Origin of the sequence: Klebsiella sp. 141203 (assembly GCF_032601985.1) — a bacterium.
GTDB classification, from domain to species: domain Bacteria; phylum Pseudomonadota; class Gammaproteobacteria; order Enterobacterales; family Enterobacteriaceae; genus Klebsiella; species Klebsiella aerogenes.
This window is the reverse complement of record NZ_JAQIRL010000001.1, coordinates 1,198,476-1,212,716: the sequence shown is the minus strand read 5'-3', so window position 1 is coordinate 1,212,716 and position 14,241 is coordinate 1,198,476. Positions and strand designations below refer to the sequence as shown.

The 14,241-nt window shown below is 54.4% G+C and carries 11 protein-coding genes; 4 read left to right on the top strand and 7 right to left on the bottom strand.

The genetic code is table 11. From position 1 onward, the window contains the following. Positions 1-4: 4 nt before the first annotated feature. On the bottom strand, positions 5-754 hold the full coding sequence (locus PGR29_RS05845) for an SDR family oxidoreductase (RefSeq protein ID WP_045398225.1): 750 nt from the start codon (positions 752-754) through the stop codon (positions 5-7). 288 nt (positions 755-1,042) lie between these two features. Here PGR29_RS05845 and PGR29_RS05840 point away from each other — a divergent pair, with 288 nt between their 5' ends. Beyond that, complete coding sequence (locus tag PGR29_RS05840) at positions 1,043-2,056, top strand: LacI family DNA-binding transcriptional regulator (RefSeq protein WP_087859656.1); 1,014 nt, start codon at positions 1,043-1,045, stop codon at positions 2,054-2,056. 13 nt (positions 2,057-2,069) lie between these two features. Here the strand turns inward: PGR29_RS05840 and PGR29_RS05835 are convergent, their stop codons facing one another. After that, the gene (locus PGR29_RS05835; protein WP_113375075.1) at positions 2,070-3,011 is read right to left on the bottom strand and encodes a sugar-binding transcriptional regulator; all 942 of its coding nucleotides are present in this window, start codon (positions 3,009-3,011) and stop codon (positions 2,070-2,072) included. Between the two features lie 196 nt (positions 3,012-3,207). Here PGR29_RS05835 and dalD point away from each other — a divergent pair, with 196 nt between their 5' ends. From dalD to PGR29_RS05820, 3 genes are all read left to right on the top strand, one after another. Then, positions 3,208-4,593 carry a D-arabinitol 4-dehydrogenase gene (gene dalD, locus PGR29_RS05830; protein WP_316424230.1) on the top strand — a complete coding sequence of 462 codons (1,386 nt, stop codon included), beginning with the start codon at positions 3,208-3,210 and terminating at the stop codon, positions 4,591-4,593. After that, positions 4,584-6,047 (top strand): xylulokinase, encoded by a 1,464-nt coding sequence (gene xylB, locus PGR29_RS05825; RefSeq protein ID WP_316424229.1) that lies wholly within the window; start codon positions 4,584-4,586, stop codon positions 6,045-6,047. Before dalD ends, xylB begins: the two co-directional genes overlap by 10 nt. 65 nt (positions 6,048-6,112) lie before the next feature. Further along, positions 6,113-7,390: an RbtT/DalT/CsbX family MFS transporter gene (locus tag PGR29_RS05820; protein ID WP_316424228.1), complete on the top strand. Its 1,278-nt coding sequence runs from the start codon at positions 6,113-6,115 to the stop codon at positions 7,388-7,390. A 34-nt stretch (positions 7,391-7,424) separates the two neighbouring features. Here PGR29_RS05820 and yegS read toward each other — a convergent pair whose 3' ends face one another. The 5 genes from yegS to PGR29_RS05795 all read right to left on the bottom strand — a co-directional run bounded on the left by yegS (position 7,425) and on the right by PGR29_RS05795 (position 14,092). After that, a complete protein-coding gene (yegS, locus tag PGR29_RS05815; protein ID WP_047078109.1) occupies positions 7,425-8,318 on the bottom strand; it encodes a lipid kinase YegS in 894 nt (297 codons plus the stop codon). 257 nt (positions 8,319-8,575) lie between these two features. Beyond that, on the bottom strand, positions 8,576-9,937 hold the full coding sequence (yegQ, locus tag PGR29_RS05810; RefSeq protein WP_032714942.1) for a tRNA 5-hydroxyuridine modification protein YegQ: 1,362 nt from the start codon (positions 9,935-9,937) through the stop codon (positions 8,576-8,578). A gap of 116 nt (positions 9,938-10,053) precedes the next feature. After that, on the bottom strand, positions 10,054-12,165 hold the full coding sequence (locus PGR29_RS05805) for a DUF4034 domain-containing protein (RefSeq protein ID WP_316424227.1): 2,112 nt from the start codon (positions 12,163-12,165) through the stop codon (positions 10,054-10,056). Positions 12,166-12,176: 11 nt separating this feature from the next. Next, positions 12,177-12,893, bottom strand: a complete 717-nt coding sequence (locus PGR29_RS05800) for a DUF1266 domain-containing protein (protein ID WP_316424226.1) — start codon at positions 12,891-12,893, stop codon at positions 12,177-12,179. Continuing rightward, on the bottom strand, positions 12,893-14,092 hold the full coding sequence (locus PGR29_RS05795; RefSeq protein WP_316424225.1) for a cytoplasmic protein: 1,200 nt from the start codon (positions 14,090-14,092) through the stop codon (positions 12,893-12,895). The genes PGR29_RS05800 and PGR29_RS05795 overlap by 1 nt, the downstream gene beginning before the upstream one ends. Between the last annotated feature and the right edge of the window lie 149 nt (positions 14,093-14,241).

Genomic DNA, 14,241 nt, shown 5'->3' with positions numbered 1-14,241 from the left:
GGGGTTATAAATCAACGCTGTTAGGCAGAATAACCAGGTCGCGTACGGTGACGTTTTTCGAACGGGTGACCATAAACAGCACCGATTCGGCAACTTCGATAGGCTGCATCAGGCTGCCGTTAGCCAGCGCTTCTTCCATTTTCTCTTTCGGCCAGTCATCGAGCAGGGCGGTGACCACCGGGCCCGGCAGTACCGCGCCGACGCGGACGCCGTGCTGGGAAACCTGGCGGCGGGTAGTATGAACAAACGCCTGTACGGCGAATTTTGAGGCGGTATAGATAGGTTCCCAGATAACCGGCACCACGCCGGCGATGGAGCTGGTGAAAATAATATCACCGGATTTTTGCGCGATCATATGCGGCAGCACGCTACGTACGCAGCGGAAGGCGGCGTTAGTATTGAGGTGCAGCACGCGATCCCAGACGTCCGGGTCGCCCTCGGCGACCGGGCCGCCGATGTAAGCGCCGGCGTTGGCGTGGAAGATATCGAGACGTCCGGCAAGTTGCAGGATGCCGTCAATGATCTTATCCACCTGATCGCCCTGCATCAGATCGACCTGTAAAGCAAAAGCGTTTTCGCCAAGCTCTGCCACAATCTTGTTGAGCTTTTCGCCTTCACGGTCGATCAGAACCACCTTCGCGCCCGCGCCAAGCAGGGTTTTCGCGCATTCAAGACCAATGCCGGAAGCGGCGCCGGTGACCGCGGCGACTTTGCCGCTAAGAGAAGTATTCATAGAGGATACGGAGTGGTTCATTTTATAATCCTTCATGTTGTCTGTTTTGCTCATCAAGCGGGACTCGACGAGGTTGAGGAGCGGTTACCTGCTACAACAATCTGGCCTGTCAGAGCAGGAGTAACTAAGTTAAGCTATTGAATATCAGCACCATTTACTTCAATTTGCTGATGTCTGAACGATTATTGAGTGTATACGCTAGCGAGCGTCATGGTTGCTCAATCGATGAAGCTAATGTTGCGCCAGCTTCATCGATTGAGCAAGTGGGGAAATTAACAGCGAAATGAATTTGTGACGCAAGTTGGGAAAATGAAAAAAATCACTATCTACGATCTGGCGGAATTATCCGGCGTTTCGGCAAGCGCGGTGAGCGCGATCCTCAATGGCAACTGGAAAAAACGCCGTATCAGCGCCAAACTTGCGGAAAAAGTGACGCGCATTGCGCAAGAGCAGGGCTACGCGATTAATCGCCAGGCCAGCATGTTGCGTAGTAAAAAATCGCATGTCATCGGGATGATTGTCCCCAAATACGACAACCGCTATTTTGGTTCAGTGGCGGAAGGCTTTGAAGAGATGGCGCGTGAGCGCGGCCTGCTGCCGATTATTACCTGTACTCGCCGTCGACCCGAGCTGGAAATCGAAGCGGTGAAAGCGATGCTCTCCTGGCAGGTGGACTGGGTGGTGGCGACCGGGGCGACTAATCCGGATAAAATTACCGAGCTATGTCAGCAGGCGGGGGTGCCGACGGTTAACCTTGACCTGCCGGGCTCCACCGCGCCGTCGGTGATCTCAGATAACTACGCGGGCGCCCGCGCGTTGACCGATAAAATTCTTGATAACAGTCTCAATCGCCACGGCAAACTGGCGCCGCTGTATTTTGTCGGCGGGCGCAGCAGCGACCACAACACTCTGGAGCGTTTACGCGGATTTCGCGATGCTCATGCGGCGCGCGGCATGAGCGTGCCGGAAGAAAACATTCTTTCTCCGGGCTATTCAAAAGGCAAAGTGGAAGCCTGTATGCAGGCGCGTTTTAAAAGCGCCGATGAACATCTGCAGGGGTTCTTCGTTAACTCGACCATCTCGCTGGAAGGGGTGGTGAGATGGCTGGCGCAGTTGGGGCTGACCGGCGTCGAGCAGCCGCCGATGGGCTGTTTTGACTGGGACCCATTTGTTTATCTATTGGGTCACGATATTGACATGGTGCAGCAGAACGTCCCGGCGATGCTGGAAGCGGTATTCAATATCATCGACGCAGGCGAAGCCAGCCAGCAGCGGGTAGAGATCCCGCCGCTGCTGATTAGCAGCCGCGAGCATCTGGCGTGAAAAACCGCTGGCGCTAGCGCGTCAGCAGCCAGCGGGCGGTATGTTCATCGGTCACCAGGCCGTTAATCCAGCCGCCTTTTAACGCCGCGAGGATCGCCGGGCGCTTGTTCTCGCCACAGGCGACGGCTATCCGCGGGCACTGGTTTTGGCGGATATCGTAGCTGGTGATCAGGCGATTAATTTCGCTGTCGACGACGGAGCCGTCGGCATCGATAAAGCGGCCGAGGATCTCGCCGATGCCCCCGCGCGCCGTCAGTTCATCCAGTTGGACTTTATTAATAAACCCGTCTTTGAAGATCGGGCTTTGGGTACCCAATGGGCCGATACCGACGAAAATAACGTCCGCCTGCTGCGCTGCGGCAGAAACGTTGCTGAACAGGCGGCTGCCGCACCACATCTCATGTTCCTGACGGGTTTGCGCATAGCGCGGCGCGGGCCACTGGTAGTAGTTGGCCTGAATTTTCCGCGCCAGCAGCAACGGCACATCATCGTAGTAGTTGCATTTTCCTTCATCGTTCATTGCGCTAATCAGCGCCACGCAGCGGCTGTTCGGGCTATCGAAATCAATGCGCTGGATGGTTTTTTTCAGCGTTAATCCAGAACCAATGCCGATTATTTTGGCGTTATCGCTCTGCAGGTAGCGGGCCATCAACTGATAACAACCGAAGGAAACGCTATCCAGCGTGCTCTCTTCGTTGTAGGTCGGCACGATATTGCACTCGATGAGTTGATACTTTTCCTGCAACAACTGCGCATAATCGAGGCAGTTCGCCACCGGATGATGCAAGCCAATCGACACAATCCCTTCTTCTTTCGCCGCGGCGATAAGGCGCTGGACCACCGGCCTTGAGGTGCCAAGATGGCTGGCGATTTCGCTCTGATTCTGACCGGCAATGTAGTACATCCATGCGGCGCGGACCTTCTGATCCAGCCTGATGTCGTCTTCTTTACTCACGGTGTCCTGCCTTAAATACGCGGGCGCAGTAGCGCAGATACCCGCATTTTGGCTGCGGTTTTCAAAACAGGCAAGCTTTTGCTCTATTTTGGTCATTTGTAATTTTAATGGGTAATTGCTCTTTTGTGATCCGTAGCTCTTATTTGATTCAAATGATCATCTACAGTGAGCCGCATCACCTCAAGGAGAGCAGAACATGAATACGCAATTCACATGGCTTCACATTGGTCTCGGTTCTTTCCATCGCGCGCATCAGGCGTGGTACCTGCATCGACTGCGGGTTTCCGGCGATTCGCGCTGGCATATCGCGGCGGGAAATATTCGTAACGACGCCGAGCACGTGGTGCAGGCGCTGGCGGAGCAGAGAGGACGCTACGTCCTCGAGACGGTGAGCCCGGAAGGGGAGCGCGAATATGAAGAGATCGCCTCAATTCAAAAATTACTGCCGTGGCAGGCGGGACTGCAGCCGCTGATTGATGAAGGCGCGAACCCGCAGACTAAAGTCATTGCTTTCACGGTGACGGAAGGGGGTTATTACCTCAATACGCAGCATCGCCTGGAAACCAGCAACGCCGATCTGCAGGCCGATTTGCAGGGAGATTGCAAAACCATTTATGGCACCATCACCCGGATTCTTGAAAAACGCATCGCCGACGATGCGGGTCCGCTGACGCTGCTCAACTGTGACAACGTGCGCCACAACGGCGAACGTTTCCATGATGGACTGGTGGAATTTCTGCAACTGACCGGTAAACAGCAGGTTATTGACTGGCTGGCGGAGAACGCGACCTGCCCAAACACGATGGTCGATCGTATCACGCCGCGCCCGGCCGCCGATCTGGCGCCACGTATCAAAGCGCAAACCGGCATCGATGATAAAGCGCCGGTGATGGGCGAAACCTTTATTCAATGGGTAGTAGAAGATAATTTCCGCGCTGAGCGCCCGGCGCTTGAGACGGTGGGCGTGGAGATGGTGGCGTCGGTTATCCCCTATGAAGAGGCGAAGATTCGCATTCTTAACGCGTCACATAGCTGTATTGCCTGGGCGGGAACCCTGTTGGGCCAGCAATATATTCACGAGAGTACGCTTACCGATGCCATCTACGCCATTGCTGAGCGTTACGTCAGCGAAGATGTGATCCCGTGTCTGGGTGATAACGGCATCGACCTGGCAACCTATCGCGACGTGGTACTCAAGCGTTTTACCAACCCCTATATCCAGGACACCAACCAGCGGGTGGCAGCCGATGGATTCTCAAAAATCCCGGCGATGATTGCCCCAACCCTGCAGGAGTGCTACCAGCGCGGCGTGCGCCCGCAGGCTACCGCTATGTTGCCGGCGCTGTTCTTCGTCTTTATGCAGCAGTGGCATAAAGGGGCTTTACCGTATCAGTACCAGGACGGAATTCTTGATGAATCGGCGGTACACGCCATGTTTAATTCGCCTGACCCGATCACCCAGTACGCCGGTGATAAAGCCCTGTTTGGCGAGCTGGCGGAATCGGCGGATTTCCACGCGCTGCTGCGTGAGCAAATCGCCGCCGTCTACGCGCTGACCCAGCAGGAGGCGCCATGTATTTAGGTATCGATCTCGGCACTTCGGAAGTTAAAGCGCTGGTGCTGGATGAAAACAATGCGGTCGTCGCCAGCCATAGCGCGCCATTGACCATTCAACGGCCGCATCCGCAGTGGTCTGAACAATCGCCGCAGGCGTGGTGGGAAGCGACAGAATATCTGATTGCCACTCTGCGCGAGAAGTGCGCGAGCCATTGGTCGGCGATTAAAGCCATCGGCCTTTCCGGGCAGATGCACGGGGCCGTACTGCTGGATGCCAGCGGCGAAGTGATTCGCCCGGCGATTTTATGGAACGATACCCGCTGCGCGCAGGAGTGCGCCGAGCTTGAAGAGATGGCGCCAGAGCTGCATAAGGTGGCTGGTAATCTGGCAATGCCGGGGTTTACCGCGCCGAAACTGCTGTGGGTGCGGCGTCACGAACCGCAGCATTTCGCCCGTACCGCCTGCGTACTGCTGCCGAAGGATTTTCTGCGCTACAAGATGACCGGCAAAAAAGTCTCCGATATGTCGGATGCCGCCGGCACCCTGTGGCTGGATGTCGCGCGACGGGACTGGTCCGACGCGCTGCTGCAAAAGTGCGGCCTGACGCGGCAACAAATGCCGGAACTGGTGGAAGGATGCGACGTTTCCGCCACCCTGGCGGCAGACATTGCCGAACGCTGGGGGCTTAATCCTTCGGTGCTGGTGGCGGGGGGCGGCGGCGATAATGCAGTCAGCGCGATTGGCGTTGGCGCGGTGTCGCCGGGAGACGCTTTTATCTCGCTGGGTACCTCCGGCGTGCTGTTTGTCGTCACCGACAGCTATCGTCCGGCGCCGCAGTCGGCGGTGCATGCTTTCTGTCATGTGCTACCGAACCTGTGGCATCAGATGAGCGTGATGCTCAGCGCCGCCAGCTGTCTGCAGTGGTTCTGTCGTCTGACCGGTACCACCGAAGTGGCGCTACTGGAGGAGATTGCCCAGTTAAGCGCAGACGAAAAAGCCAATGCGCCATACTTCCTGCCTTATCTTTCCGGCGAGCGTACCCCGCATAACGATCCTCTGGCGCGCGGTATGTTCTGGGGAATGACCCATGCCAGCCTGCGCGCTCAACTGGGATATGCGGTGCTGGAGGGAGTGAGCTTCGGTATTGCTGACGGCCTGCGCGTGTTGCAGGAGAGCGGAACCCGTATCGACCAGTGCTCACTGGTTGGCGGCGGCGCCCGCAGTCCGTTCTGGGCGCAACTGCTGGCGGATATCCTGGCGATGCCGGTGGTGACGCATAAAGGTGGGGAAACCGGCGGCGCGCTCGGAGCAGCGCGTCTGGCCTGCCTGGCGGCGGGCAAACCGCTGGCAAGTGTTTGCCATAAGCCGGAAATCTGGCAAACCTGGCAGGCGGATCCGCAGCGTCATCAGGCGCTGATGCCGCGTTACGCCCATTTCCAGTCTCTGTACCTCAACGACCGACATTTTCGACAGCAATAAGACATATGACGCTCCGGCGAAACTGCCGGAGTGATTCTCCTGCACCCTACAACAACGAGGTCACCATGTCCGTTAATCACAAACAGTGGATGGGTCTGCCGCTGAATCTTATCTGGGGATACGTCGCCATCGCCGTGTTTATGACCGGCGACGGTTTTGAACTCGCCTTCCTCTCGCACTACATCAAGGAGCTGGGCTTCAGCCCGGCGCAGGCCTCTTTCGCCTTCACCCTCTACGGCCTCGCCGCCGCCCTCTCGGCCTGGGTTTCCGGCGTGGTCGCGGAAATTATCACCCCGCGTAAAACCATGTTTATCGGTTTCGTGCTGTGGTGCGTGTTCCACGTTCTGTTCCTCGTTTTCGGCCTTGGCCGCGCCAACTATGCCTTAATTCTGCTGTTTTACGGTATCCGCGGTCTGGCCTATCCGCTGTTCCTCTACTCGTTTATCGTCGCCATTATCCATAACGTCCGCAGCGACAGCTCCAGCTCGGCGCTGGGCTGGTTCTGGGCGGTCTACTCCGTCGGTATCGGCGTGTTCGGCAGCTATATCCCGAGCTTCACCATCCCGCACATTGGCGAGATGGGCACCCTGTGGCTGGCGCTGGCGTTCTGTGTCACCGGCGGGCTGATTGCCCTGGCGGCGCTGCGTAACACCGAAACCCCGCGCCATATGCAGAATCTCACCACCCGCGAGAAGTTCTCCGAGCTGGGGCGCGCGGTGACCCTTATCTACACCAACCGCAGCATTATGCTCTCCAGCATCGTGCGCATTATCAACACCCTGTCGCTGTTCGGCTTCGCGGTGGTCATGCCGATGATGTTCGTCGATGAGCTTGGCTTCACCACTTCCGAATGGCTGCAGGTGTGGGCGGCGTTCTTCTTCACCACCATCTTCTCCAACGTCTTCTGGGGGATTGTGGCGGAGAAAATGGGCTGGATGAAAGTGGTGCGCTGGTTCGGCTGCATCGGCATGGCGCTGTCGAGCCTGGCGTTTTACTACCTGCCGCAGCACTTCGGCCATAACTTCGCCATGGCGCTGGTGCCGGCGATTGCGCTGGGGATTTTCGTCGCGGCGTTTGTGCCGATGGCGGCGGTGTTCCCGGCGCTGGAGCCAAATCATAAAGGGGCGGCGATTTCGGTTTATAACCTGTCGGCCGGGCTGTCGAATTTCCTCGCGCCGGCAATTGCGGTGGTGCTGCTGCCGCACTTCAGCACCATCGGCGTGGTGGTGGCTTATACCGCGCTCTATCTGCTGGCGTTTTGTCTGTGCCCGTTTATTCGCGTTGAGCAGCCGGGCTTTGCCCGTAAGGCAAGCGGCGTCAGGGAAGGGGTAGAATATTCATAACGTTGTCAGGGCGGGTATATCCCGCCCTGATGTTTTAACGCAGTAGCATACAGTCCGGCGGCAGACGGCAGCGTAGCGCCTCGCCGAGGATTTCCATCCGGAAAGATTTGCCGCTTAGCGGTTCGCCATCAAGGTTGAAGGTCATTTCATGGGCGGCGGTGACTTCAAACCACGGCGATACGCCGTCGATCAGGTTTGGCGAATTATCGGGATTAGCGAGAGTACTGAACAATGCCGGTAACAGCTCTTCGCCGGTAAAAATACGCAGATGCAGTAGCCCGTCGTTAATTAATGCTTCAGGGCACAGTTGCTGACCGCCGCCGGCCTGACGGCCATTGCCGATGCCGATAACCAGCGCATCGCCCTGCCAGTGAAAGTTCTCGCCGCGAATTTCGCAGCGGTCCGGCTTCAGGGTATCCATGCGCGTCAGGCCATGAATCAGATAGGAGACGCCACCGAGCGCGGCTTTTAGTTTTTCCGGCGTTTCGGTGGTGATGCGGGTACCAAAGCCGCCAGTGGCCATATTGATAAACCCGGCCTCGTTGTTAACGCGTACCACATCAATAGGGACATCGCGCCCGGCTATCGCCAGCTTCAGCGCGCTGGCTAAATCCTGCGGGATGCCGACGCTGGTGGCGAAATCATTGGCTGTGCCGAGGGGGAGTATTCCCAGCGCCATATTGCTGCCGCGCTGGACCAGCGCGGTGGCGACTTCATTAATTGTGCCATCGCCGCCGCCGGCAATTACCGTCGCCACCTTGAGCGTTTCGGCTTCCTCGACAAAACGAATCGCATCGCCTTTCTCCCAGGTCACGCGGACGTGTATCTCGATACCTTCTTCGCGCAGGAGGTTAACGGCTTCGCGCAGTTGGGGTTCATTTGCGCCTTTACCGTTGAGAATTAATAAGCTGGCTGGAAATTGGGTCATCCTTTATCGCCTCATTCTTAGTCGTCATCCTCAGTGTATCGCATGAATGGCGTCATGGAATAAGAAAGTCGGGAAAATGGGATGCATAAAAAATAAGCCCGCGTAAGGGAGATTACGCAGGCTAAGGAGGTGGTTCCTGGTACAGCTAGCATTTATGGGTTATGTTTTTCAGCGAAATGGATGATACCTGCTTCGAACGTAACGGTATGTGATCCGATTCTAATATCCATACATAGTGAAAAAATAACGCCAATAAACTAATTTTTATGCGGATTGCGCGTCGACTCGCCGTTGAAATTACGCATCAGCAAACCATACTCCAGCGCCATATCCTCCGGCAGCGGCAGCCAGACGATATAACCGTCTCCCGGCGCGACCGGCATTGCTTCGCCTTTGGCGTTCTCCATATGTTCGAGCGTAAAGTTGACGTTGCCTTGCGGAGTCATGACCTCCAGGCTGTCGCCGACCGAGAACTTATTTTTCACCGCCACTTCGGCCAAATTACCGTTACGCTTGCCGGTGAATTCGCCGACAAACTGCTGGCGTTCGGAAACCGAATAGCCGTATTCATAATTCTGATAGTCGTCGTGGGTGTGGCGACGCAGGAAGCCTTCGGTATAGCCGCGGTGGGCCAGACCTTCCAGCGTCTCCAGCAGACTGGTGTCGAACGGTTTACCGGCGGCGGCGTCGTCAATCGCTTTACGGTACACCTGGGCGGTGCGCGCGCAGTAGTAGAAGGATTTGGTGCGGCCTTCAATTTTCAGCGAGTGCACGCCCATCTGGGTCAGGCGCTCCACGTGGGCGATTGCGCGGAGATCTTTAGAGTTCATGATGTAGGTGCCGTGTTCGTCTTCGAAGGCGGTCATGTACTCGCCCGGACGTTTGGCTTCCTCAATCATAAATACCTGGTCGGTTGGCGCGCCGATACCGAGAGTGGGTTCAACGTTCTGCACCGGGATAGGCTCATGCTTGTGGACGATATTACCCACATCATCTTCTTTGCCTTCCTGGACGTTGTACTCCCAGCGGCAGGCGTTGGTGCAGGTACCCTGGTTAGGGTCACGTTTGTTGATATAGCCGGAGAGCAGGCAGCGGCCGGAGTAGGCCATGCACAGCGCGCCATGGACGAAAATCTCGATTTCCATTTCCGGCACCTGGCTGCGAATTTCGGCGATCTCGTCCAGCGACAGCTCGCGGGACAGGATCACGCGGGTTAGTCCCATTTGCTGCCAGAATTTCACCGTCGCCCAGTTGACGGCGTTAGCCTGTACCGAAAGGTGTATCGGCATATCAGGGAAGTTCTCGCGCACCAGCATGATTAAACCAGGATCGGACATAATCAGCGCGTCCGGGCCCATCTCCACTACCGGTTTGAGATCGCGAATGAACGTTTTCAACTTGGCGTTATGCGGCGCGATGTTAACCACTACGTAGAATTTTTTCCCCAGCTCGTGGGCCTCATTGATGCCGAGCTGCAGGTTTTCGTGGTTAAATTCATTGTTGCGCACGCGCAGTGAGTAACGCGGCTGGCCGGCGTAGACCGCATCGGCGCCATAAGCGAAAGCGTAACGCATATTTTTCAGCGTTCCCGCCGGGGAAAGGAGTTCCGGTTTAAACATGATGTTCTCGTTCTGATGACAGGTCAGACTCGCCGCACCAGGTACGGCGATTCGGGGGAGTGTCCCCACATTAAGGGCGGGCATTGTAGCGCCGTGGAAAGAGGGAGTAAACCACCTTACACCATGGTGTTGACTTGTCCCGGTAGCTCGGTGTCCGGAATGCGGAAGGTGTACCAGGCAAAGCGAAGACGTTTGCTTAAACTAGAAAAATGCAGATGGTAAAGGCAATCCTCAATGATTTCACTATGTGGGTATAACGTGACAGCAAAATGTGTCCAGCGCGCACTAAGCTTCATGTTGAATAATGACTTATCAAGCTTATTACCGTACAGGCGCGACAGGGTGACCATCGCTTCCAGCGTGCCTTTATTGGCCTCTTCCCGCACCAGCTCTAAATGCTCATGCGCCAGCGTAATATCCTTCACTTCAAAAATATTTAGCAGAAATAATCCCCGGGCCGCTTTATGGCCAAACTGATGCGCGAGCCAGAGATGATCGAGCAGCGCTTTTTCATAAACGGAACGTTTTTCTGCTTCGAATTCTTGTTTGCTCAGTCTCTGATAGCAGATGGCAATGTTGAAATGGATATTTTGCAGATCGTCTTCGAACTCGGTATATCCCCCATTCACGATTAGGCTGTGCGGGTGACTATCGCGCAGCTCAATCTGTTCCTGCAGTATCTCCGCCGCGTGCTGAAAGTAATTCAGGGCGGTAACAGGATCGTAAGGTAGCAGACTATCTTCGGCTTTATCGATGTACTCAAGACCCAGCAGATTCAGTGCGGCGGGTATATTTCTTTGAGCTCCCAGTTCCGCCAGCGGCACGAAATGCTGCGGAAGCCCTAGCCAATGGAAATCTTTAATTACGTCCTGCCAGTTATGGTTGTATTCGATATCGGCAACACTATCCAGCCAGGCTGCGCCTTGTGTTTCATCTTTTTCATACCCGAATAATCCCACATACTGAAAGTAGCCACGATAGATTTTCGGTGCACAGTGCTCTGATTGCTGCGTATTCTGGCAGAGGAAATTATAAATCCACCTGCTGTCCGGGAAATCACGTAGCGCAAACTTTATTGCATAGGCGGTGAAGTAATTGTTGAGCTTAACTTTTTCCGCGATCGAACGCTGAAGGATTCGCCAGAGTGCGTCATTATCTTCCAGATCGCTATAGCAAACCTGCAGCCATTCTAGCGCGTTATGACGAGACTCCGGCAGATGCGCTCGCTGGGCAATGTCCTCGGCTTTGGCGATAATGCGTTCTCGTTCTGATGGAGAGTCGACCTCTTTGATCTCCAGGTCGCGGTGAATATCCCACCAGATCAATAGCTCCAGATGCTCGCGTTCCGCGGCGGAAAGATGATCGCACTCAGGTAATGCCAAAAAGTGGCGGATCTCTTCATGTGAGCCGCCCCAGCGTGGCATGCGAAACGGTATATATTCATCCAGCACGTAGAAAGCGGTTGGGAAAATAGTCAGGCAAGTCGCGAGCCAAATGGTTTGTGCATCAGCGTCATCGCGTTCAGTCAGTAAAAACGGACGCGGTAGAGGGGGGCAAATTGCGTCCGCAAACGACAGCCCGGAATGCGCCATCAACGCGTCCATCTCCTGAGGTGACTGGCGATGATATTCGACAAGTTCTACCATCAATGGCTGTCCTGAAACCTCTGCTCCTCTCAGAAATTCAACCAGCCAGTCCGGCTGGCCGAAGACCTTGGAGTTGGTGCTGGTCAACGCGGCAGCCATCCATTGGCGTGGTTCGCAGTCGATTGCATTGAGGGCGGCAATTACCATCCGTTCGTTACAGGCGGCGGCGCAGATCCACATTGCCTGGGTGGTTTCTTTCGCCCAGCCGTAGCTGCGGTAGAGCCAGGCACGGTGGTTCCAGTATTGCGCTTCTGCAAGCCAGGCATGCGTGGAGCGAGGGCGGGCGCGCTGCCAGTTTTTGATCAGTGCTAACCCTTCCGGCCCGGCCTCGACCAGCGCGTCCATATCATAAAAATGGTTACACATCTGCGTCCAGGCAAGGAAATAACGCTTTTCCGCTTCACGGCTGGTAAAACTATCCGCCAGCGCTTGCATATAAAGCGTATCAAGTTCGTCATATCGCGCATCGCGTAGCAAGCCGGAAATATCTGCGATGGACCATTCGCGTTGTCCGTTATTAAGCGGCATCGTATAATTACACATCTCAAGCATGGCCTTGGCCAAACGGTCGTCCTTTTCCATAACTACTCCTTTTACATTGGGTCGAAAATTTTGAATTCATTCCATGGTAGTTGTCGCCAGCGGCTGAAAGGGTCTTTCAGAAAATGAGTGGCTTCCTGTAAATCACGTCCAACCATTGACGTTGGTATATCATTCAGCTTTAGCCATACCTGACGGGCACGAACGTAGGCGGTGGTATAATCTTCCCAGGAATGAAAACAGTCCTGTGCACGCTGGGCGTTAAGTAGCAGCACCAACCATGCCTGATTTTCGTCACACCAGCCGAGCCCCGCGATACAGCGGGTGAGAAAGGCTGTGCGCATACAGTCAAACGCCAATGCGTCGCGAACCTGGCCCAGAATCGCAAGATGGTGGTAGAACGTGCGTGGTGAATTGCCTATGCCCGAGGGCCAGCGGCGCAAAATATCCGCAACCTGCTGGCGCAGCGCTATATCGTTGAGGTTTTCGTGCAGATTGAGTTCTTTTCTGACCTGCTGAGCCAAATGCTGGCGTTGGTCATCATCAAGGGTAAACTTCAGCGTTACGCCTTTCGAAGGAAGGCCATTTCGTTGGGCAAGAATATCGGCCAGAGATAACGCCCATTGTCGCCGTCGGGTATCATGCCGGAGATCTTTCAGGCGATCCTGTTTTTTCTCCTCGTCGAGGCGGGCGGCAATCTGCGGCTTATTTTTTATGTAATTCAGCCAGCCAAAAAATATTGTGGAAATAATGAGAACGATCCAGAACATTAGTGTTTATCTCCACAGAAAGAAAGGTAACGCGTGGTTTGCAGTGTCAGACTTTCAATTACGAAGGGGATATTGCTGGTGTTTTTGCCGGCAAGCGTAGGGTGCCATTCGTGCTGTGGAAACAGCATTTCCGCCGCGGTCGCCACGTTGGGATCAATCATCTGAAGATAACGCAGCGCATCCGGTGCGCTGTGTAACAGCAACCACTGCAAAGCTACCGGTGGAGCAGGAAAGTGTTTCATTAAATGAAAATTATCATGCAGGACGTTAAGCAAAAAGTTGAAATCATGAATATCGGTAATGAATTTCCAACCAGAATATTCCGGCGTATTTTCATACACAATTCCCATACCTTCGCAATCTTTGTGGCGTTCATGATGAGGATTGATAAGACTGATAAGAGATAAAACATCTGCGACATATTTCTTAATAGGATAACAATTCTGTTTACCTTTAATCTGCTCAATGCTTAGTCCGTCATTATTCACAATCAGGCTTATTGTGACATGAGGAATATTGTGGTTGTCGCGCAGGCTAAACAGGCGCAGCATGCCTTGCTCAATTTGCCTGGCATAATATTCGCCATATCCCCCGGAAAGCGTTCCTTTATCATCGAATTGCCCAACGCAATGCTGCATATGCCAGGATTCATACGCCATTTCACTGCGCAGGTCGGCGTGGGTCGCATCAAGTTCGACAAACCTGCCGTTTTGGACTGATAGCACTAGCTTTAGCGCCTCACTGTTGGAAGGATACCAGCCCTGTTCACGCAGATGCTGCATTTTCAGGTGTTCCGCATCGCGCATAGCCAGCAAGGTAAAACAGTTAATGCGCTGTAGCTTAGCCTCTAAGCGTGTGCCTTTTTGCCGGGAAAGAAACTCCAGAATGTCTCTTTCCATTCCTAGCAGTTGTGGATGCTGGGGGTTAAGGTAATAAAAGCGTTCTTCGCTATCCAGTTTTGGAATCAGCCAGGTGGGTATTTCGCTATGAGTGCCGAAATAGATGGTGTAATCCTCAGCGGAACGTACCGAATATACAGGCGAGAAATCGCCAATCGTCCATCTATAAAAATGATTAGTCAACCAGCTTTGAATATTATCATTATCACCACGCTGTTGGCTGCGGGAAATAATGGCGGATTTGATATGTGGTGCATTTATAATATTTCGTGGTTTATATTTTTTATGAATATTACTCATGGCATTCCTTGCGCAGTTGAGTAGTGATGAAAGGAATATACTATACCACGGACTGTTCCAGTTATTATCTGATTATAACGTAGAGGGCGTGGAAATATTGTGTCTGCGCCGTGAGGTGTTTTTTGGGCTACAGATTCATACACGTTGGT

Coding starts and splice junctions, on each gene's coding strand:
- PGR29_RS05845 (WP_045398225.1), bottom strand. CDS start 754: ATGAACCACTCCGTATCCTCTATGAATACTTCTCTTAGCGGCAAAGTC.
- PGR29_RS05820 (WP_316424228.1), top strand. CDS start 6,113: ATGTCCGTTAATCACAAACAGTGGATGGGTCTGCCGCTGAATCTTATC.
- PGR29_RS05805 (WP_316424227.1), bottom strand. CDS start 12,165: ATGGAAAAGGACGACCGTTTGGCCAAGGCCATGCTTGAGATGTGTAAT.
- yegS (WP_047078109.1), bottom strand. CDS start 8,318: ATGACCCAATTTCCAGCCAGCTTATTAATTCTCAACGGTAAAGGCGCA.
- dalD (WP_316424230.1), top strand. CDS start 3,208: ATGAATACGCAATTCACATGGCTTCACATTGGTCTCGGTTCTTTCCAT.
- yegQ (WP_032714942.1), bottom strand. CDS start 9,937: ATGTTTAAACCGGAACTCCTTTCCCCGGCGGGAACGCTGAAAAATATG.
- PGR29_RS05800 (WP_316424226.1), bottom strand. CDS start 12,893: ATGTTCTGGATCGTTCTCATTATTTCCACAATATTTTTTGGCTGGCTG.
- PGR29_RS05840 (WP_087859656.1), top strand. CDS start 1,043: ATGAAAAAAATCACTATCTACGATCTGGCGGAATTATCCGGCGTTTCG.
- PGR29_RS05795 (WP_316424225.1), bottom strand. CDS start 14,092: ATGAGTAATATTCATAAAAAATATAAACCACGAAATATTATAAATGCA.
- xylB (WP_316424229.1), top strand. CDS start 4,584: ATGTATTTAGGTATCGATCTCGGCACTTCGGAAGTTAAAGCGCTGGTG.